Origin of the sequence: Bacillus sp. OTU2372 (assembly GCF_038440275.1) — a bacterium.
GTDB lineage: Bacteria > Bacillota > Bacilli > Bacillales > Cytobacillaceae > Neobacillus > Neobacillus bataviensis_B.
The window spans coordinates 95,887-115,746 of the sequence record NZ_JASATK010000002.1 but is presented as its reverse complement, the minus strand read 5'-3'; the positions used below and the strand labels follow the sequence as shown (position 1 = coordinate 115,746).

General features: G+C 35.2%; 21 protein-coding genes. 17 read left to right on the top strand and 4 right to left on the bottom strand.

Annotated elements, in window-relative coordinates; all coding sequences use genetic code 11:
* Positions 1 to 53: 53 nt before the first annotated feature.
* From AAHB15_RS05505 to rlmD, 6 genes are all read left to right on the top strand, one after another.
* Positions 54 to 251 (top strand): SE1561 family protein, encoded by a 198-nt coding sequence (locus AAHB15_RS05505; RefSeq protein ID WP_342042124.1) that lies wholly within the window; start codon positions 54 to 56, stop codon positions 249 to 251.
* A gap of 151 nt (positions 252 to 402) precedes the next feature.
* Positions 403 to 1,950: a fumarate hydratase gene (locus AAHB15_RS05500; RefSeq protein ID WP_335572652.1), complete on the top strand. Its 1,548-nt coding sequence runs from the start codon at positions 403 to 405 to the stop codon at positions 1,948 to 1,950.
* A 269-nt stretch (positions 1,951 to 2,219) separates the two neighbouring features.
* A complete protein-coding gene (locus tag AAHB15_RS05495) occupies positions 2,220 to 3,185 on the top strand; it encodes a nuclease-related domain-containing protein (protein WP_342041944.1) in 966 nt (321 codons plus the stop codon).
* Between the two features lie 64 nt (positions 3,186 to 3,249).
* Complete coding sequence (pdaA, locus tag AAHB15_RS05490; RefSeq protein ID WP_342041943.1) at positions 3,250 to 4,017, top strand: delta-lactam-biosynthetic de-N-acetylase; 768 nt, start codon at positions 3,250 to 3,252, stop codon at positions 4,015 to 4,017.
* A gap of 70 nt (positions 4,018 to 4,087) precedes the next feature.
* Positions 4,088 to 4,246: a DUF1540 domain-containing protein gene (locus AAHB15_RS05485; RefSeq protein WP_144567298.1), complete on the top strand. Its 159-nt coding sequence runs from the start codon at positions 4,088 to 4,090 to the stop codon at positions 4,244 to 4,246.
* Positions 4,247 to 4,521: 275 nt separating this feature from the next.
* A complete protein-coding gene (rlmD, locus tag AAHB15_RS05480) occupies positions 4,522 to 5,910 on the top strand; it encodes a 23S rRNA (uracil(1939)-C(5))-methyltransferase RlmD (RefSeq protein ID WP_342041942.1) in 1,389 nt (462 codons plus the stop codon).
* A gap of 24 nt (positions 5,911 to 5,934) precedes the next feature.
* Here rlmD and AAHB15_RS05475 read toward each other — a convergent pair whose 3' ends face one another.
* Positions 5,935 to 6,219 (bottom strand): hypothetical protein, encoded by a 285-nt coding sequence (locus tag AAHB15_RS05475; protein WP_342041941.1) that lies wholly within the window; start codon positions 6,217 to 6,219, stop codon positions 5,935 to 5,937.
* Positions 6,220 to 6,726: 507 nt separating this feature from the next.
* Here AAHB15_RS05475 and AAHB15_RS05470 point away from each other — a divergent pair.
* The 6 genes from AAHB15_RS05470 (at position 6,727) to AAHB15_RS05445 (ending at position 11,319) form a co-directional block, all read left to right on the top strand.
* The gene (locus AAHB15_RS05470; protein WP_342041940.1) at positions 6,727 to 7,113 is read left to right on the top strand and encodes a DUF5412 family protein; all 387 of its coding nucleotides are present in this window, start codon (positions 6,727 to 6,729) and stop codon (positions 7,111 to 7,113) included.
* A gap of 156 nt (positions 7,114 to 7,269) precedes the next feature.
* Entirely contained in the window at positions 7,270 to 8,037 is a 768-nt protein-coding gene (locus AAHB15_RS05465) for a DUF4304 domain-containing protein (protein WP_342041939.1), read from the top strand.
* A gap of 104 nt (positions 8,038 to 8,141) precedes the next feature.
* Complete coding sequence (locus AAHB15_RS05460; protein ID WP_342041938.1) at positions 8,142 to 8,696, top strand: hypothetical protein; 555 nt, start codon at positions 8,142 to 8,144, stop codon at positions 8,694 to 8,696.
* Positions 8,697 to 8,898: 202 nt separating this feature from the next.
* Entirely contained in the window at positions 8,899 to 9,738 is an 840-nt protein-coding gene (locus tag AAHB15_RS05455; protein ID WP_342041937.1) for an Imm26 family immunity protein, read from the top strand.
* A 544-nt stretch (positions 9,739 to 10,282) separates the two neighbouring features.
* Positions 10,283 to 10,903, top strand: coding sequence for a DUF3885 domain-containing protein (locus tag AAHB15_RS05450; protein WP_342042123.1), 621 nt, complete (start codon positions 10,283 to 10,285; stop codon positions 10,901 to 10,903).
* A 134-nt stretch (positions 10,904 to 11,037) separates the two neighbouring features.
* Complete coding sequence (locus AAHB15_RS05445; RefSeq protein ID WP_342041936.1) at positions 11,038 to 11,319, top strand: hypothetical protein; 282 nt, start codon at positions 11,038 to 11,040, stop codon at positions 11,317 to 11,319.
* Positions 11,320 to 11,407: 88 nt separating this feature from the next.
* Here AAHB15_RS05445 and AAHB15_RS05440 read toward each other — a convergent pair whose 3' ends face one another.
* On the bottom strand, positions 11,408 to 11,941 hold the full coding sequence (locus AAHB15_RS05440) for a tubby C-terminal domain-like protein (protein ID WP_342041935.1): 534 nt from the start codon (positions 11,939 to 11,941) through the stop codon (positions 11,408 to 11,410).
* A gap of 248 nt (positions 11,942 to 12,189) precedes the next feature.
* On the opposite strand from AAHB15_RS05440, the gene AAHB15_RS05435 reads away from it, so the two are divergent.
* The 3 genes from AAHB15_RS05435 (at position 12,190) to AAHB15_RS05425 (ending at position 14,522) form a co-directional block, all read left to right on the top strand.
* Complete coding sequence (locus tag AAHB15_RS05435; RefSeq protein ID WP_342041934.1) at positions 12,190 to 13,215, top strand: DUF1835 domain-containing protein; 1,026 nt, start codon at positions 12,190 to 12,192, stop codon at positions 13,213 to 13,215.
* A gap of 250 nt (positions 13,216 to 13,465) precedes the next feature.
* Positions 13,466 to 14,107 (top strand): hypothetical protein, encoded by a 642-nt coding sequence (locus AAHB15_RS05430; protein WP_342041933.1) that lies wholly within the window; start codon positions 13,466 to 13,468, stop codon positions 14,105 to 14,107.
* 28 nt (positions 14,108 to 14,135) lie between these two features.
* Positions 14,136 to 14,522 carry a DUF5071 domain-containing protein gene (locus AAHB15_RS05425; RefSeq protein ID WP_342041932.1) on the top strand — a complete coding sequence of 129 codons (387 nt, stop codon included), beginning with the start codon at positions 14,136 to 14,138 and terminating at the stop codon, positions 14,520 to 14,522.
* A gap of 297 nt (positions 14,523 to 14,819) precedes the next feature.
* Here AAHB15_RS05425 and AAHB15_RS05420 read toward each other — a convergent pair whose 3' ends face one another.
* Positions 14,820 to 15,710 carry a LysR family transcriptional regulator gene (locus tag AAHB15_RS05420; RefSeq protein WP_335572657.1) on the bottom strand — a complete coding sequence of 297 codons (891 nt, stop codon included), beginning with the start codon at positions 15,708 to 15,710 and terminating at the stop codon, positions 14,820 to 14,822.
* A gap of 170 nt (positions 15,711 to 15,880) precedes the next feature.
* Between AAHB15_RS05420 and AAHB15_RS05415 the strand changes: the two genes are divergently transcribed.
* Complete coding sequence (locus AAHB15_RS05415; protein WP_342041931.1) at positions 15,881 to 17,080, top strand: MFS transporter; 1,200 nt, start codon at positions 15,881 to 15,883, stop codon at positions 17,078 to 17,080.
* A gap of 62 nt (positions 17,081 to 17,142) precedes the next feature.
* Positions 17,143 to 17,622 carry a CBS domain-containing protein gene (locus AAHB15_RS05410; RefSeq protein ID WP_342041930.1) on the top strand — a complete coding sequence of 160 codons (480 nt, stop codon included), beginning with the start codon at positions 17,143 to 17,145 and terminating at the stop codon, positions 17,620 to 17,622.
* A 667-nt stretch (positions 17,623 to 18,289) separates the two neighbouring features.
* On the opposite strand, the gene AAHB15_RS05405 is transcribed toward AAHB15_RS05410, so the two are convergent.
* Entirely contained in the window at positions 18,290 to 19,774 is a 1,485-nt protein-coding gene (locus tag AAHB15_RS05405; RefSeq protein WP_342041929.1) for an amino acid permease, read from the bottom strand.
* Positions 19,775 to 19,860: the final 86 nt, after the last annotated feature.

Sequence of the window (19,860 nt, the reverse complement as noted above, 5' to 3'; positions counted from 1 at the left end):
CCAAAGTTCCTATATTTCGATAGGATGGAACGGTAATGAAAGGAGTGGATCATTTGGGCAGCCCAATTCAAAATAAAAATACGCAAGTCGATTTTTTAAAACACCGTTTAAACATGTTTATTGATGTACTTGATGCGATCGACCCTGAAGATGCTGATTTAGAGGATATCGACCGTTTAATCGCGATGCTGGATGATATGGAGACTAAGTGCCGTGAATTTAATAACCGTGAAGTAAGTGAGTCTGTTTAAATAACAGGCCTTTTTTATGACTTGTACATGTTGCCAATAGCAAGCTTATCCTTTAATTTGAGTGATTATAGGAGTATAATGTAAGCGTACAAAAAGTTGTAAAATTGAAAATAGATGAAAATTGGGGAACAAAGGGAAAGGGGTACTCGAATTGAATATTGAAAAACTTCAAGAAAGCATGTACGAGCTAATTGTTGAAACATCAACTAAACTTCCGAAAGACGTTCGCCGTGCTGTATTAGCTGCAAAGCAAAAAGAAAATGCAGGAACAAGTGCTGCCATGAGTCTTGCCACGATCACCAATAATATTAAAATGGCTGACGATCAGGTATCGCCAATCTGTCAAGATACGGGCCTGCCAACCTTTAAAATTAAGACACCTGTGGGCGTTAACCAATTAGAAATTAAAGAGGCCATTAGAAATGCCATTGTTCTTGCGACAAAAGAAGGTAAATTGCGTCCAAACTCGGTTGATTCTTTAACAGGTGAAAATAGCGGCGATAACCTTGGCGCCGGCGTACCGGTCATCAAATTCGACCAATGGGAAAAAGACTATATTGACGTGCGTCTGATATTAAAAGGCGGCGGTTGTGAGAACAAAAACATTCAATACAGCCTCCCATGTGAATTAGAAGGGCTTGGCCGTGCAGGACGTGACCTTGATGGGATCCGCAAATGCATCATGCATTCGGTTTACCAAGCACAAGGCCAAGGCTGCAGCGCCGGTTTTATTGGTGTAGGAATCGGCGGTGATCGTTCATCAGGTTATGATTTAGCCAAAGAGCAATTATTCCGTTCGGTTGAGGATGTCAATCCAAACGAGGATCTTCGCAAGCTAGAAGAGTATGTAATGGAAAATGCGAATAAATTAGGAATTGGGACGATGGGCTTCGGTGGAGAAGCGACCCTTTTAGGATGTAAAGTAGGCGTCATGAATCGTATTCCAGCCAGCTTCTACGTTTCCGTTGCTTATAACTGCTGGGCTTTCCGCCGTTTAGGTGTGAGTGTGGATGCTGAAACGGGTGAGATTAAAGAGTGGGCATACCAAGAAGGTGAGTTCATTGATTTTGCAGAAACGGAAGCTGAAAAGGAAACAGCTGCAGCTTCATCATCCTCTGATGTTATTACGTTAGAGGCACCGATTACAGAGGAAAAGATTCGTTCGTTAAAGGTTGGCGACGTTGTCCAAATTAATGGATTAATGTACACCGGCCGTGATGCGATTCATAAGTATTTAAGTGACCATGAGGCACCGGTTGATTTGAATGGTCAGGTGATTTATCATTGCGGTCCGGTTATGTTGAAGGACGAAAATGGCGAGTGGCATGTCAAAGCTGCTGGTCCGACAACGAGTATTCGTGAGGAGCCTTATCAAGGTGATATCATGAAGAAGTTTGGTATCCGGGCTGTGATTGGTAAGGGCGGAATGGGTCCGAAAACATTGGCAGCGTTGAAAGAGCATGGCGGGGTTTATTTGAACGCAATCGGTGGGGCAGCTCAGTATTATGCGGATTGTATTAAAGGCGTAGAGGGCGTTGATTTAATGCAGTTTGGTATTCCAGAAGCGATGTGGCACTTGCGAGTGGAAGGCTTTACTGCTGTTGTAACGATGGATTCGCATGGTAACAGTTTGCATGCTGATGTAGATAAGTCTTCATTGGAGAAATTAGCTCAGTTTAAGGAGCCGGTTTTTAAATAATATTGGCTTGGAGGGATAGGCGTGTGTGGTGCGCCTGTCTCTTTTTTTGTGTTGTTGGGGGTTTTGTTAATATATCCTGAAATTTGTTAATATCCAATCAAATTTTGTTAATATCAATACAAAATTTGTTAATTTCCTCAAATTTTTGTTAATAAAGACCATAAATTTGTTAATAAAGCATTAAAGCAATATTGATCAGAATAAAAGGAGCAGGAATTCTTATAAAAGGTGTCGAAATAGACAATAAATTAGCTAAAGGAGGGGAAAATTTGTTTGATTTACCTTTAATTAAACCCATAACATTAAAACAGGCAGAAGCTGCTCAAAGAAGATTGCCAAGTAACCATCCAATGATGGCAGAAGTGGAGTTGAAAATCAGGAAATTAGCGTCAGGATATAAAGGAGAGAAGACTTTACATTACTTTCTAGGGTTACTCCCCGAAAAAAATTATCATATTTTTCACGGTCTCCGACTTCCTGCAAGAGATTCTTTCTTCCAAATGGATGCTCACCTTCTTTCCCCAAAACTAATCATTCTCTTAGAGTCAAAAAACTACTCCGGTACACTTACTTTAGAAAAACAGCAGTTAACCCAAGAGATTAATCATACAAAAGTTGTTTATGATAATCCAATTGCACAGGTTAATCGACATAAAATACTTTTACAATATTTTTTTCTGAAATATCAAATTCCCCCCATTCCGATCGAAACTGTAGTCGTTTTCACTAATTCATCTTCAGAAATTAAAATTGCTAATGGATATCATGAGGCAGAAAAAAAGATTTGTAAAGCTAGCAACCTTTTGAAGAAAATAGATGAAATTGAGAAATACTACTCTAAGGATAAAGTCGATCAAAAAACGATTGGAAAGATAAAAAGACTACTTTTAAGTAAACATACACCATTTAGATCCAACTTCTTAAAAACGTTGGGTATAGATAGAACTGATATTTTACCAGGGGTTCGATGTTCAGACTGTTTGTTTATACCTATGGACTACAATAGAAACAAATGGATATGCTCAGTTTGTCACAAAATATCTAAAGAAGGCAGCCTTGAAGCGATTAATGACTATTTTCTTCTCATTAACACCTCAATTACAAATTCGGAACTACGAGAATTTCTACAATTACCCACAAGAAGGGCTTCTTCCTATCAACTAGAATTGCTAAATTTACCATCAATAGGAACGAAAAAAGGTCGTGTCTACCATCAGCCTAAAGATTTCCTTTAAATACTAATTATCCTTTCCCCTTAAATAACAAACACTAAAATAAATAAACATAGGGGGAACATGGATGAAACGCTTAATCACTTTTCTTACGATCATGTGCTTACTACTCCCAACAAGTACATATGCAGCAGTATCCAATCAGCCAATAAACTGGGGGTTTAAAAAAGCCCAAAATGAGATTCCGCCGGAAGCAGGAGCCCAGTATGACCAGATTCTCGCCAAATACGGTGCCTTTTATAAAGGAGACCCGAAATCCAAAGTCTTGTATTTGACCTTTGACAGCGGGTATGAAAATGGCTACATGCCAAAAATTTTTGAAGTCTTGAAAAAGGAAAAAGTGCCAGCTGCCTTTTTTGTAACAGGCCACTTTTTAAATTCGCAGCCTGAGCTTTCCAAACAAATGGTAAAAGAAGGACATATCATCGGCAATCATTCCTGGAGCCATCCAGATTTTACAGCCGTCGGTGATGCAAAAATCCGGGAGGAGCTTCAAAAAGTTAAGGTTAAAGCAAAAGAAGTAACAGGGCAAAAGGAAATGAAGTATCTACGTCCGCCACGCGGTGTTTTCAGTGAAAGAACGCTGCAAATTGCGAAGGAAGAGGGCTACACCCATGTCTTTTGGTCGCTTGCCTTTGTTGACTGGAATGTGAATCAACAAAAAGGCTGGCAATATTCCTACAACAATATCATGAAGCAAATCCATCCCGGATGCGTAATCCTGCTTCATTCTATTTCAAAAGATAACGCAGATGCACTCGAACAGGCGATTAAGGATTTGAAAAAGAAAGGCTACAAATTCAAAAGCCTCGATGATTTTCCGAAACCTAAGTAATAAGTATGTGTTTCATCTCTTTCTAAAAGGGGTATCTGTATAATACAACTTTTTTAGAGGGGGATACTTCATGAGATTGGAAGTAAAATGTAATGTTGAGAATTGCAAGTATTGGGCAGAAGGTGACCAATGTGTTGCAGATTCAATCTATGTCATCGGTCCCAACAGCAGCAGAGAGGCTGATACGGTAGAGGAAACCGCTTGTAAAACATTTGAGCATCGTGGATAAGACTTAAAATAATGGACGGCAACTTGCCGTCCATCTTCCTTTTCTTAACATAACAAAACTGGTTTTGAATGGCCACCTTTAAATTTAAAGCATGAGCTTGTATATAAATTTGCGGAGGAAGGGCATGTTATTGACAACCGTTTTGTAGAGCCATCCTGATTTTATATTCAAATCTATGTGATATAATGAAAGGTCGGATTCAACAGAATTCGGCTTTTCACCATGAATCATGCTATAATACAACTCAAGCTTTTGAAAAATTTGGAGTGAGCAAAATGAAAACCGAACAAGGTATAAAAATACAATTGAAACAAACCTTTCCTTTAACAATCAAAAGGCTCGGAATCAATGGGGAAGGCGTGGGGTATTTTAAAAAGCAGGTCGTCTTTGTTCCCGGTGCCCTGCCTGGAGAAGAGGTAGTCGTTGAGGCAACCAAAATCAATCCTAAATTTGCTGAAGCGAAGATTAAAAAAATTCGTGTTAAATCACCGCATCGTGTTCAGCCGCCATGTCCGTTTTATGAGCAATGCGGCGGATGTCAGCTTCAGCATTTGCAATATGGTCAGCAGTTAAAAGAAAAACGGGATATTATTATTCAATCACTAGAACGGCATACAAAGTTGAATGTGAACCAACTCGATATCTGCGAAACAATTGGAATGGAAAATCCTTGGGGCTATCGGAATAAAAGCAGCTTCCAGGTAGCGCAGAAAAATGGCAAGGTGTTAGCCGGATTATACGGGATGAACTCACACCAGCTCATCGATATTGAACATTGTGCAGTACAGCATTCACAGACCAATGAGGCTGTTACAACAGTAAAATCCATTCTCCAAGACTTGCAGGTTCCTATTTATAATGAAAAAACCAGAAAAGGTATTGTTAGAACAATTGTCGCACGTGTAGGAGTGGAAACTGGAGAACTTCAGGTTGTCCTGATCACCACTCAAAAAGAACTCCCTAAGAAAGAGTCTATAATAGTGGAAATTCAGAGAAGGCTGCCTAAAGTGAAATCCATTGTACAAAACATAAATGGGGAAAAAACCTCGCTTATTTTTGGCGAAGAAACCCTTGCCCTTGCCGGGGAGGAGTTCATTCAGGAAACGTTAGGAGATTTACAATTTGAGTTATCAGCAAGAACTTTTTTTCAGCTTAATCCGATTCAAACAGTAAAGCTTTATGATGAGGTAAAAAAAGCAGCTGCCCTTACAGGAAAAGAGAAGGTCGTAGATGCTTATTGTGGCGTCGGCACAATCGGTTTATGGCTCGCAGACCAAGCCGCAGAGGTACGCGGTATGGATGTCATCCCGGAATCCATTAATGATGCCAAGAAAAATGCTAAGCGACATGGATTTACTAATACAAAGTATGTACCTGGGAAAACGGAAGAGGTATTGCCAAAATGGGTCAAAAAAGGTTGGAAGCCTGATGTTATTGTTGTCGACCCGCCAAGAACGGGGTTAGACAATCAACTCCTTCAAACCATTTTACAGGTGAAACCAGAGAAGCTTATTTATGTGTCTTGCAATCCTTCTACCTTAGCAAAGGACATTCAAACTTTAAGTTCAAAATATGCTGTGAAATATATTCAACCAGTGGACATGTTCCCGCACACGGCACACGTCGAATGTATCTCGCAACTCATTTTAAAGAAAGGCAACTAACCCATTTGGGTGTTGCCTTTTTTACTATTCCTGAAAAGGATTTACAAAGTTATAATGGATACGAATATCACCTTGGCTGTTACAGGTAATCTTATCAACAAGTGAATGTAATACTTGTGAGGTAAGATCTTTAAGCGAAAGAAAATCCTTTAGCTTTTTTCCCATTTCAAGAGTGTAGTTTTCATTTGTACATTCTTCGAGTTTCTTTACAAGCTGGGTCTTAGCCAAATCTAATTCTTTTAGGCTTTGATCAGTTAGTTCTTTGTATTCAATTAAATCTTCCTTGGAAATTAAATTGTCGCTAAACATATTGACGTAATCCAACTTTCTCTTACGTAGTTCCTTTATCTGTTTATCAACATTTTGAAGTTCGTTTTGAATCTTCCGTTGTTTTGTATTCAGCTTTTTTAGCAAAGACTCTAAAAAAGGCTTATTCTGAAAAGATTGAAAAAGATTTTGAAGATCATCTTGGATAATGTTCTTTATGGTGCTCGTTCGGTAGCTAGATTAAATAGACTCCAAATTGATGAATTCGTAAAAAAACTTTTATCCATTAAGGAGTTACTCCCAGATAAATATAAAAGTGAAATTGATGAGTTAGTTATAACTTTAAGTAATAAACTGTACGACAACATTACCATTGCCGGAGATTAAAGGGATTATTGTTATTTCTTCAAACAGCAGGGTTTTATTTTTGAAATTGAGTTTGTGAAAAAATGTACTTTCACGAACGGGTCTTTAGTTCCACAAAAAAATGGACTGTTTCGGAACCTTTTTAATTAGAAGTCGTATGTTTTTAAAGTACAGGTGAATTTAATGACAAATAAGTTGAAAGCTATTTTGATAACAATAATTGTAATACTTGTTCTATTTGTAGCTGGTAAATATTTATTGGATACATTATTTGGAGATATATGTGGTAATGAGATTTTACAAAAAGTCCCTTCTCCTAGTGGTGAAAAAGTGGCATATATCTTTACAAGAGATTGTGGTGCAACAACGGGCATTTCACCGCAGTTAACAATTTTAAATAAGAATGATACCTTTCAAAATATATCAGGAAATACATTCAGGTCAGATAAAGAATTCTCTATCAGATGGCTTAGCAACAAAAAATTACAAGTTATTTATGAAAAGAAATCTGAAACTTACGAAATGGATGAAAGCGTCAGTGGTATTAAAATTGATTATGTAGGAAAATAAGAGAGAGAATGTCTTGTTCACTAACGAATGATTTTGTTGAAGATAGGATGGCTGCGGCGATCCTGTTTTCTTTTTGTACTAATGTTCAGGTTGAATAGCGGATAATTATTTATTCACAATGGAAAAGAATCATTGTTATTCGAAGGGAGGTTGGATATGACTAATCATTTTAATGAGGAAGAGTACAATAAACTTATTGAAAAATACAATTACAAGGATATGTTGCACGATGCATTTAAACAGGTGATTACACCTGATTTTAAAAAGCACGGATTTAAACAGAAAGGAAAGACTTTTTATCGAGAATGTGAAGGGATTATTGAAATTTGCGAAGTGCAATATTCAAGAGGAAATCACCGAACGGCTGCAAGTTTTACTTATAACATAAGTACCGCAATTCCTTCTTTATACACCACACTTGGAATACAGGAAAGCAATAAGCTCAACACAACCATTTGTGATCATTCTTTCGGAGAAGTAGTAAGATGGGCGTATAATTTGCCCGCCAGTGTTGATGATTGGTATTACTTAGAAGCATATAGCCAAGAGAAACCTTCTGTTGTTTATTATGAATTTGAATGGAATGCAACTGAAATTTCAAAACAGAAATCATTCGAATCAAATTGGGAAAATCGTTATAATTTCAAGACTGGCGTAGGATTTAATAAAGTTTTGGTCGAGGATATTGAAAATATCATACTCCCCTTCTTTCAATCAATTCCAGATGCCGAGTCATTAATTGCACATCTAAGAAATGATGAACCAAAAGGAGAAATTGAAGAACAAATGATGTATCAGTTGGGGCATCTTTATTATAAAAACGGTGAACAGGAAAAAGGTCAAGAAATACTAAACAGAATTCGCAATGGTGCATACAAAGTCGCCATTGATGATGATATTGAAAATGGACAAATTGTTTTGTAAACCTGCGTTTTTCCCTTATTCTTTTTGAGCTACTGGGAGCGATAATCCAATAACTGAGATTTTCAATTAAAGAGTTTTACCACTAAAGTTCTGGGGGAATAGTGATGGAATTTCAATATCGATTAACTGGAGCAGGATGGGCTCAATGTGAATTAGAAATAAATTCAAAGAAGTATTCCTTCAGTGCCGGTTATCTAACTGATTCTTTAGGTGATTTTCTTAAAACACTTTTGAATATAAACCCACTATACACAGAGGAAGTATATATTGAAAACGGTGCTCAATTTTTTTGGGATGAAGAACCAAGGGGGGCTGAATGGCATTTTCGATATTTAGGCGATGATAAAATGTTATTAGAAATTACTGAATATGAAGATGTTAGTTCTTCCCTCGAGCCTAAAATAATATTGCAAACTGAGTGTTCATATGATGAATTTTTGAGTAAAGTAATGAGTGAAGCAGATAGAATACTTAATGAATATGGGATTGTTGGATACAAAGAAATGTGGTATGAACACGAATTTCCGCTTAGTTCATTTCTGAAATTAAAATACTATATAAAAAATAATTCTAAGTTTCCTCTAGAGAATAGAAAAGCAGGGTATAAAGAGATTTATAAAAGTAATTTAAAAATGGAATTAAGCATCCTAAATAAATAAATGTAAATCAAATTTCAAAATTAAAAGCCTATCAAAAAGAATTGTTAAATATAACAATTATTTTCCTAATGGGTTACGATTGTTCAATTAGAACAATCTTTTTTTTATAGCGGACAGAATAATTGAGCAACCTTACCCCATAGTTTTAGTCCGTATTGTTGTTATAGAATCAAATAAATATATGTGTGTCGGGAGGTCTAATATGGTTGATAATGAAAATTTAACCTTAGATATTGGAATAGTTAAAATTCATCTTCCTGATGCAATTAATCCGAATTTTATGATTGCACAAAGTCTGGGTGAGGAATTTGGTTTAGAAATCAATTATGAAGCTGAACAAAAATTACGCAATACTTTGAAAAACAAGGATAGAGACATCTATAAAAAAATAAAAATTGACGCAGAATCTGGCTGTGTTTTTATAAGTGCAAATTCAAAGCAAGGTAATAGTATTCTCGAAGTGGCAATTATAATTAATGAATTCGCGACACAACCATTTCATCAAGAACTAACTTCTGAACATATCAAAGAAGCAGGAAAAGTTCTGACAACCTGGAAACGTCCTAAACCGCAAAAATGGCAAGAAGGTGATTTATTTGCCATTCCATTATCCGATAGGACATTTGGATATGGACAAGTATTATGGCACCAAAATAAAAAATCATCCGTTACCTGTGCAATATTTGATTGTCGAAGTAATGAAATTAAACCAATACGAGCCATAGTTCAATCAACAGTTATATCGGTTTTGACAGTAAAAAATATATCTGATTTAAACAGTGGCAAATGGAAAGTAATAGGTAAACATTCATTAGTGATAGAAAAATCAAATGTTCCAATAGAACATTGTGGCAAGCCTGGAGTAGGTTCAAAGATATATCAAGAACATATATTAGAAAGTTTTATCGAGGCATATTTTGCGATAAGACCGTGGAACCATTTACCATTTAAAGATAGCTTTATGGATACGCTTCTTTTGCCAGGTGTAGCCCGACCTAATGATGTTATTATCCTAACAAAAGAGCAAAAGATATTATATTGAATAAATTCATAAATCAGTATTTTTACTTGAATTTCTAAAAAGAACTTTAATAAATAAGTCATATTCTATAAGTTTTTAAAAAATTGCACTTAAACTCAAATGGGGGCAAGAGTTACTGATCAGGCTGTCATTTAGGCAGCTTTTCTTATTGCAAAGGGCTGGATAGTTTTGAAGAAGAGGTTGGGAACCTTAATGGAAAATGTTTAACAAATGGAGTAGAAAAGAGGAAATAGTATGGGGCAAATAAGGTTAATGATTTCAGCTATTTTATCTTTGATAGTATCAATATTGAATTTTACAGACCACAGATATGTATACGGTATATTTGGAGCAATTATATTTGTCCTTCTGGTACTTGAACTGATAAAACAATTAAGAAGCAAAACTAAAGGATAAGTTCTTAAGCAAACGGATAGCTTTTGTTAATCACAAGGTTGCTGCGGCCGTCTTTCTTTTTTATTTAGCTAAAGAGGAAGGTTAGTTAAAGTACGATTGGTTTAATGAAGGAAATAAAGGAGGTACGGAAATGAAATTAAGCCACTTTATGAATAAGAATTTCCCCAATTTAGAGCTTAGACCACCTTTGTTTTATAGTTGGGATATTGGTATACGTTTTGAACTAGGGGTGGAGTGGAAAAGAGAATATGATTATCCTGACAACCCTTATATACTGGGGTGTTATAAAAGGGCTATTACTTTATTCGAAGACTTACATTCTCCAACAGAGGAACTTTTTGTCGTGATGGATGTAAATGATTTTGATAAAGGGAAAAATATTAGACATCAGTTAAAGAACTTTTCTCGCTATGTTGAAAAATCATTATTGTTTAGGGTGAAACATCAAGTAATGCCTTATATATTCCCAGAGGATGATGAAGAAGGTACATATAAAACTCATAGATTTTCTCTATACTGCAAAACATCTGATTTTAAATACATTCCATTGTTAAAAGCAATTTGCAATCAAGACTTAGGGTTAAAGCCAAATATTTTCCATAGAGTTTACGTCATAACTATCAATAAGAAAACTATCTTTCACGTATACGATGACAGAGGTTGTGATTTATTAGCGACATCACCCAAAACAATTAGAGATATTTATGAAAAATACAATGATTGGATTTTAGATTACGATAGGAATGAAATAGACAAGGTGTTTAAATAAAGGAATATAGTTCTTCTTCTTTCGCTACTAGTGGCTTATGTTAATGATGGGATGGTTGCGGTGATCCCGTTTCTTTATTGTGCTAAACGATGCAATAGTTAATTGATGTGAAATTAATGGGGCGTGCTGATTAAATGCTAGACTTTTTATTCTCACTACTAGAAGAATTTATTGAAGCCATTTTTGTTAGCGATGGCAACCTTGATACAAGAAAGATTGATAAGAATATTGATATACTGCGAACACAAGGTTGGTTTAAAGTGATATACGAAGATGAGAAATACCACAGATTATTTTTTACCAATAAACACATTAGGCGTTACTTACAGAGCAACAATCGTACTAAAAAGATTATTCGAAGTAATAAAGCTAGAGAAAAGTTTCTAATGATTTTAGATAAACAATTAAAACGTTGAGTTTGGAAAAGAGCTGTCATTTTGACGGCTTTTCTTGTTCCACTATCGGGCATTTGTTGAACAACAGTTTGATTTTTGTATATTACTTTTAAGCACCGTAATAATAAAACGTATGATACAATACGGCTGCAAGACTAGCGACTTCTTGCGTCGTTGATTTTATAATAATAGTATCCAATTCCAACTCTTTGAACAACGAAATATTTGTGTTAATAGGTATCGAAACAGTGGCTACTTGGTTATTATTGCATTTTAAGTAACCAGCACTCGTATAATCTTTTTCAAAAAAATATTCGTGGTGATCTAATCTAAAATGATACGCTTTTTCAATTAAGTGAACTCTTTGAGAAGCTATCGACACGGTTTGTGAGGATAAATGGTCTGTCAATTTGTACCTAATGCCAGGAAACGCACAGTCTATAGTATATAGTGGTTTCCCATACCCATTAGCTATTTTATAACTATAAGGAATGCCACCACGTAATGAGTTGTGGACGATACGTGCAAGGAATTTATGTTGCTGTTTTCTTATTTCGAATACAACTTTTCCTTGTTCGTTTATTATTGGTATTATTGTTGAAATATGCACCTTTTTAGGTACTTGATAAGTAAACTGTTCCATAGTTTCCCCCAGCACATTCTATTCACCATTTATTATTATATAAAAAAGATTCTTTATGAAAAGTCGCTTTTTTAGAATTCTTCATCAACGGGTGTTTAATTGTATAGCCTGTTTCGGCAATTCTTTTTCATTATCGTTATTCAAGTAATGGGCAGTTAGATTATGAATATTTGGGAAAAATAACTTCAAAAAGAGACATTTTTTATTTATGTTTAATACTTTTAATAGATTATAGAAGGAGTTTTTAGGTGGATATTCTCGATATAAAGAATATAGTCAAGGACTTGCCAGAACAAGAAGTAAGGTCATACTTGCAATTTATTCTTTTTAGGATTGCATTGTTGGAGGAAAAAGAGAATTCATTAGTTGAGTTTGCAAATGATCTTAAAGAAATTTTTAATGAAATTCTCTATCCAAAAGTTTCAGACCCAGATTCATTTGGAAAAGGTAATTACAAAAAAGTTCATATACAATTTGGATACCCATATTTAAGACAACCATTAAAAGAATTAAACTTACTTGAAGAAGAGTTTATTATTGCTTTCAACGAAAATTTCTCTATTGCTCCTGTATACAGTTTAGATACCGAAAAGGGACAAACAGATAGATTTGATTGGTTAAAAAACAACCTATCTAATGAATATGAAGTTGAATATTATAAAGAGAATTTTCCGAGAGTAATTTCTCAATTATTATCAATTCCAGAAAATGTTCCAATTTACATATGGGTATCAGAAAATGCAAATGAACAAACAGCTCTTCTATTTACAATGTATTTATTGCGGGAACTAAAAAACAATATTTCTATTATTGATACTGCAACATTGTATAGAAAATTGTTTGAAAAAAAGGCTAAGAAGTATGTACCCTTTTTTTCAGGTGAAATAATATTAGAAGAATTAAAAACCATATATAAATATAGCCAAGAAAACAAGCAGATTTTATCAGACATAGAGCGTAAGCATTTTGAAAAAAAGTGGCTAGACCTCTCAAACAATCCTGGTACATTAAGAATTTGGGAAAACGGAGAAATAAAAGATGTAGCTGAAGACTATTACGATGATTTTATTATTGAAAAAGCTAAGTACCTGATTGGAAAGAAAAAGGGATTTATTATGTGTGCAAGATTAGTCGGTGAAGTTTATGGACATATTCTTCAATATATTGGTGACAGCTTTTTGGAATATAGGGTTAGGAAATTAATTGAAAAGGGAATTTTTGAATATGAAGGTAGCCTTGAGGCAATGCGTTATTACGGTATTAAATTTAAGTAAATGTTTTTGTTTTATTGGAAGGCACAGTGAAAAGATACATTGAGGGAAGCTCCAAAAATGAGTTTCTCTTTTTTTATGATCTTCTATAACTTTCGTAAAATTGTACTTAAACGGAGGCTTGAGTTAAAGATCGTTTTACGGCAAAGATCGCTGCGGTGGTCATTTTTTTCTTTATTCACTTACGCTCAGTGTAATTAAAGAAGAGCAGATTTATAATAGAGGGAACAAGAGGTATTAGAGGTGAATTTAAATGATTGGCTCTCCTGAAATAAATAAAGTAATTAGAAAAATTCTTTCTCCTGTTTTAAAAGATAACGGCTTTGATAAAGTAAATACCCGACATAATTTGGGATGGTATGATCATTGTATATGGGTATTAGACATCGGAGCCGTTGGAAAGTATTTTTCCGATGTTACAGGTTGGTCTCCTATGTCTCTTCAAGTTGACTTAGGAATTTATTACGACTTGATACCGACTGAGGATGATGAAATAAAAAAAGGTACTAATGATCAATTACTTCCCAAATTCCACCAATGTCATCTGCAAGAACAGTTATATTGTAATCTCGACCAATCAAATTACATCAATCATTTAGACAACCCCGCTGAAAAAAATCGAAATGATATTTGGTGGGTTCAACCTGATGGCTCTAATATAGAGGAGGTAATATTAGAAGTTAGCAAGTCTTTTATGATTGATGGATTAAATTGGTATAAAACAAATACAAATTTAGAAATAGCATTTAGCAATATAGAAAAGCAACATAACGGCTATCACAAATATTATAAGGCAAAATATTTTGCCCAACATTTAAGGGACCATTCGAAGCTTCAAATGTACAATCACTTGTTTGAACAAGAGAAAAAAAGAATAGATGCGTTATTCAAGTAACGGGGGCGTTTCTAAAAAGGAGTAAATTATGGAACACTTAAACAAATTTCTTCCTAAAGATAAATTTGATATAGAGGCAGTTGAAAAAATCAAAGGGCTTTGTCGGTCAGAAATAATCTCCCTTTTGCCAAAACTTCTTGAATGGATTCAGGATATGAATTGGGTAATATCCCCTAAAATAGCCGAGCTTCTGTTAGAATATCCAAATGAAATTATCCCACACATTAGAAAAGTATTTGAAACAGAGGACGACATCTGGAAATTCTGGTGTTTGGATGTTTTGGTTAAGCATCTCCCATCTGATTCAAGAAAGGTATTAACGAATGAATTAATCCGATTAGCAGAAAGACCTACGGAAGGTGAGAAATTAGAGGAAATTGATGTTAAGGCTAAAGAGATATTAAATCAATTTTGATTTTTCACTAACGGAGGCGTTAGTTTAACAAGTGTGTTTTCTGAGAGAAAGAGGTCTTTAAGAATGTTGATAAACCCACCAACATCCATTGTGTTGTCAATTACACTCCACACGTGTGGAGTGTGTCTCACGACTCATTTTAAAATAAGGCAACTGACTCATCTCTTAACCTTATATTTGTTGTTAAGCTTATCTTTAAAAAGGAATAGAATAATAATATGGTCCAGTTATTATTAATGACTGGGCTTTTTTACGTGTTAGAAGAGAGGGGAAAACAAAAGATTTATCGTTTTATATTTATTCCTTTGTAATACCTATAGCCCGTTTCTCCACAAATTCCTTAAAATTCTTTACTGCAGGAGACATAAATCCATTCAATCTCCATACCATTTGGATTACTCGAAAGCATTTAGGTGACTGTACGCGGACCATTGAAATTTTACTTTCGTCAAGATTAGGAATGTACGGTACAATGGCAACACCCAAATTGGCCCCTACTAGGTCAGAGACTGTCCTCTCCTCATATCCTTCAAAAACCTTCCTTGGATGGAATCCTGCTTCATTGCAGAGATTTTCTATTAAATCATGAAGGGCTGTTTGAGGCTTGAAAAAGATAAACGGATCATCTGCTACTTCACTTAAATTGACTCGCTCAGTTCCTGCCAGCCTGTGGGCAGCAGGAACAATTAGGAATAATTCTTCGGACAAAACTGGAATGGAACACAGATCATTGTGCGGTTCCAGCGGTGAACAGAAGCCAATGTCAATGTTAGCAACGTGTATTTCTTGTAAAATTTTACTTGAAATATTTTGAGATAATTGAAATTGAATGTTTGGAAGCTCCTTTTGAAACGCACTGATTAAATCAGGTACAAAACTCGAGCCAAGCGTTTGGATAAATGCAAGTGAAATGGTCCCATGGTTTGGATCGACCATATCATGGATTTTTTGCTTTGCTTCTTTCATTTCTGATAATACCTGGTTTGCATAACTTAGAAAAGTCTTCCCATATTGGTTTAAAACGACTCCACGGCTTTTTCTTTCGAGTAAAGGGACACCAATTTCTTCTTCAAGCCTCAAAATAGAACGGCTTAACGCTGGCTGTGAAAGGTTTAATTCTTCGGAGGCTTTTGTCAAACTACTATATTTTGCAACTGTATGGAAATAAAAAAGTTGATCAAAATCCATTCGCATGCTCCTTGGTAAATAAGTGATATTACTATTATGCATGGATAATATAAAAAATACAATTATGTATGCATAGTAAAAAGATATATACTAAATAAGTCACTTATATTTCAAGGAAACCATCGTTAATTGATCAGTTAATTGACAAGAGAAAAAAGGAGGAAATATATATGGATAAACCAAAATTATGGACTAAGGATTTCATAAATATCACTACTATCAGCTTTTTCATCTTTTTAGCATTTTATATCCTATTAACAGCACTGCCACTTCAATTAACGAAAGAATTTCGTGGGGGCGCCGATCAGGCTGGTTTATTATTAACCTTATTTTTAATTGCGGCTATTATTATTCGGCCATTTGCTGGGAAGTGGGTAAGTGTAGGATCACAAAAGAAAATACTGATTTATTCTGCAGCAGCATTTTTTATTCCCACACTATTTTATCCATTTGTAACAAATATTCGGACATTATTTATCCTGAGGATTATTCATGGAATCACCTTTGGGGTTATAACTACTGTAAAAGGAACAATCAGTGCGGAAATCATCCCAGATTCAAGACGTGGGGAGGGAATGAGTTGGTTCTCATTAGCAATGGGACTAGCGATGGTTATTGGGCCAGTTATAGGTCTTAACTTAGCTAACATTGGAGCATACAACACAGCGTACATTATTTGTATTGTCATTTCAGTATTAAATATCTTTCTATCAATGGTTATTCATGTCCCAGAACAAGGGAAGCAAGAAAAAGTTTCTAAAACAAGTAAAAGATTTGATCTTAATGATTTGATTGATAAAAAAGCTGCACCATTTGCACTTGTAGTATTTATTTTAGCATGTGCATATTCAGGTATTGCTTCATTCTTAGCTTTGTATGCGCAGGAAATTAACCTTGTAAAAGCCGCTAGTACGTTCTTTATTCTTTATGCGGGCTTAATGTTTGTATTCCGGCCTTTTACAGGTGTATGGGCTGACCGTTACGGGGCAAACAAAATTGTTTATCCTTGTATTATTTTATTTGCAATTGGGATGGTTATACTCTCATTGCCTCAAACAGCAGTTATTATGATTTTGGCAGGAGCAATCATTGGAATTGGGTATGGCTCTGTTACACCAATACTTCAAACACAGGTTATTAGTTCTGTTGAAAAACATCGTGTCGGAATTGCCAATTCGTTGTTTTTCAATTCAATGGATTTAGGAATGGCTATTGGTGCATTTGTGCTGGGAATTGCAGCAAAATCATTCGGTTATAGCAGTGTTTTTATCTGTGGAATAGTTCTTATTGTCGCAGGAGGTTTTGCTTACTTTGCTTTAACGGGCAGGAGGAAAAATGAGGATCGCCATGTAGTTGAAGAATATAATTAATAAAGATTATATAATCCCTTAAAGGAGAAGGATACAGATACAAGAAAGGAGAAAAGGTCTACATGCAAGTACGCGATATTATGATTCGAATAGTAATTACAGCTAAGCATTCAACAACTGTCAAAGAATTGATTTCTATTTTAGAAACGAATCGAATTGGCGGTGTCCCAGTGGTTGATGATAAAGGAAATTTAGTTGGCATTGTTTCAGATGGGGATATCGTACGTTTTCTTTCTCCGCATAAAGAAAAACTATATTTAGCATATTATACTGTGTATGTAGAAGAAGCTCAAAAAATAGAAGATATTTTAAGAGAAAGAATGAATACTCCCATTGAGCAAATTATGGTAAAGAAAAATATTAAGACATTATCACCCGATGATGACTTTGAAAGTGCCATTCGTTTAATATCGAAGCATCATTTTAAAAAGATTCCTGTCGTGAATGGAGCCGGCAGGGTTGTAGGGATTATAAGCCGTGGAGATATTATTCATAATTTATCAAAATCAATATTTAATGAAGAATCAGTTCAGGAACAATAGACTATATACTTACCTGCACCCCATGTGTTGTCATACACCCCGCGCACATAGTTTTAAAAGAAGCAGGAGCCCATTAAGGTTCCTGTATTATTATGTTACTGTAGATGAGAAACGATATTTGATTATCATTGTCCCATCTTTTTTCACTTCAACTCGCTGATTAATCTATCTTAACTTCTGGTGAAAGTTCCTTAAAGCTTAGAAAAACAAGCAGCTCCTTTTTAACTTTGAAAGCAAAAAAATAAGATCCTTAAAGCTGGTTGAAGAAAGATATCCTAATTTGAATTAATCTATTGCACTCTGAAAAACTTATTTATTCGAATTCTTGTTGATTAATTATATTCTTTTTTTGGTTAACTACCCATATTGAGATAACGAATAAAAGTCTATTTGATTAAATCCAAATATACCATTTTTGGTTTTTTACCAATCGGCCACCATTCAGAATATATTAGTTATAGGAGTATTTCATCTGTACAATCATCTTCTAAAATTCATATATTTAGACTTTGATCGGAGCATATTCAATGATTCTTGTTGTGTTTAGCTATCTCCTTTATGACGGACTAATTGCCATAATGACACCTCTTAAAATATTATTTTTTTAATTTTTTGTAAAGCTATCCGCTGAACCTTGAAACTTCAAGGTTCAGCAGTAAAAGTAAACTTATTCCCTACTGAAATCAGCCTCTTGTAATGGAACCATTCTTGATTTTCTAACAATTTTATAGCCAAAATATCCAAGCAAAAATAAAGGTAGTCCAATATAAGAAACGAGAATTCCATACCAGTCGATTTTTCCACCGGAAAATGCCCCATAATTCGTTCCTAGCATTGCTATTAAACATAATATGGTCGCCAGAATAGGTCCTAATGGGAACCATTTTGCAATATATGGAAGTGCATGGATGTCTCTGCCTTGAGCAATATATGCTTTACGGAATCGTAAGTGTGCAACAGAAATACTTAACCAAGATAGATAACCTGATAAACCAGCAGCATTTAATAACCATGAATAAACGGTTCCGTCTCCAAAGAGAGAAGTGAGGAAACAAAGCATTCCTACAAACGTAGTAACTACTAAAGCGCTTACAGGAACGCCCCCATTATTTACTCTTTTCAAGAATGAAGGTGCTTTACCTTCTTTTCCTAGAACCCATAGGACTCGTGAACCAACATATAAAGCTGAGTTACCTGCTGACAAAACAGAGGTAAGAATGACAGCATTCATAGCAGATGCGGCAAATGCCAGCCCGGCATGTTTAAAAACAAGAGTAAATGGGCTAACGGCAATGTTTGTAAGATCGGAACTTAATAAATTTGGATCTTTATAGCTAATTAAGCATCCGATGATGAATATAGCTAAAACATAGAATAAAAGAATTCGCCAGAAAATTTGCTTAATCGCTTTAGGGATATTTTTTTCAGGGTTTTCACTTTCACCTGCGGCCACCCCAACGTATTCAGTTCCTTGAAAGGCAAAACCGACTACCATAAATACACTGAAAATGGATAAAAGCCCGCCCTTAAATGGTGCTTCTCCTAATTTTAAATTTCCAAATCCACCAGTATGACCACTCATAATTTTAAAAATCATCAGTATTCCTACAACAATAAAAATGATGATGGCGACAACCTTGATAATCGAAAACCAAAATTCAGATTCACCATAACCCTTTACAGATAGTACATTTAGACCAAATATAATCACCAAAAAGGTTGCACTCCAGACAATACTTGGAATAGTAGGCAGCCAATATTTCATAATCAAGGAAGCAGACGATAATTCAAGTGCCAGAATAACCGCATTGTTATACCAATAATTCCAGCCGACTGCGAACCCTAAGGCTGGGTCAACAAATCTTGATGTATACGTACTGAATGAACCTGAAATTGGTATAAATGCGGCCATTTCCGCAAGGCTGGTCATGATAAAATAAACCATGATCCCCGCAATAAGATAAGCGGCAATCGCACCTCCAGGACCTGCATCATGAATGGTAGTACCGCTTGCCAAAAAAAGCCCCGTTCCAATCGTTCCTCCGATGGCTATCATTGAAAGATGTCTTGTCTTTAATTTCCTTTCTAGGTGTTCGTGTTTTTCTCCAGGGGTTGTCTGCTGAGTTTTTCGTTTTAGTGCCGTATTTTGCATAAAACACCTCTTTTTAGCATTTATTTGATCAATCATTCTGTTTACAACAATTATTAAAATACAAATGGACACAAGTGGGAGTGCTC

Bases quoted from the DNA above. Each gene is read 5' to 3' on its own strand.
- AAHB15_RS05405 (WP_342041929.1), bottom strand. From the start codon at position 19,774: ATGCAAAATACGGCACTAAAACGAAAAACTCAGCAGACAACCCCTGGA.
- AAHB15_RS05470 (WP_342041940.1), top strand. From the start codon at position 6,727: ATGACAAATAAGTTGAAAGCTATTTTGATAACAATAATTGTAATACTT.
- AAHB15_RS05410 (WP_342041930.1), top strand. From the start codon at position 17,143: ATGCAAGTACGCGATATTATGATTCGAATAGTAATTACAGCTAAGCAT.
- AAHB15_RS05425 (WP_342041932.1), top strand. From the start codon at position 14,136: ATGGAACACTTAAACAAATTTCTTCCTAAAGATAAATTTGATATAGAG.
- rlmD (WP_342041942.1), top strand. From the start codon at position 4,522: ATGAAAACCGAACAAGGTATAAAAATACAATTGAAACAAACCTTTCCT.
- AAHB15_RS05475 (WP_342041941.1), bottom strand. From the start codon at position 6,219: ATGTTTAGCGACAATTTAATTTCCAAGGAAGATTTAATTGAATACAAA.
- AAHB15_RS05430 (WP_342041933.1), top strand. From the start codon at position 13,466: ATGATTGGCTCTCCTGAAATAAATAAAGTAATTAGAAAAATTCTTTCT.
- pdaA (WP_342041943.1), top strand. From the start codon at position 3,250: ATGAAACGCTTAATCACTTTTCTTACGATCATGTGCTTACTACTCCCA.
- AAHB15_RS05485 (WP_144567298.1), top strand. From the start codon at position 4,088: ATGAGATTGGAAGTAAAATGTAATGTTGAGAATTGCAAGTATTGGGCA.
- AAHB15_RS05440 (WP_342041935.1), bottom strand. From the start codon at position 11,941: ATGGAACAGTTTACTTATCAAGTACCTAAAAAGGTGCATATTTCAACA.
- AAHB15_RS05455 (WP_342041937.1), top strand. From the start codon at position 8,899: ATGGTTGATAATGAAAATTTAACCTTAGATATTGGAATAGTTAAAATT.
- AAHB15_RS05415 (WP_342041931.1), top strand. From the start codon at position 15,881: ATGGATAAACCAAAATTATGGACTAAGGATTTCATAAATATCACTACT.
- AAHB15_RS05465 (WP_342041939.1), top strand. From the start codon at position 7,270: ATGACTAATCATTTTAATGAGGAAGAGTACAATAAACTTATTGAAAAA.
- AAHB15_RS05420 (WP_335572657.1), bottom strand. From the start codon at position 15,710: ATGGATTTTGATCAACTTTTTTATTTCCATACAGTTGCAAAATATAGT.
- AAHB15_RS05445 (WP_342041936.1), top strand. From the start codon at position 11,038: ATGCTAGACTTTTTATTCTCACTACTAGAAGAATTTATTGAAGCCATT.
- AAHB15_RS05450 (WP_342042123.1), top strand. From the start codon at position 10,283: ATGAATAAGAATTTCCCCAATTTAGAGCTTAGACCACCTTTGTTTTAT.
- AAHB15_RS05460 (WP_342041938.1), top strand. From the start codon at position 8,142: ATGGAATTTCAATATCGATTAACTGGAGCAGGATGGGCTCAATGTGAA.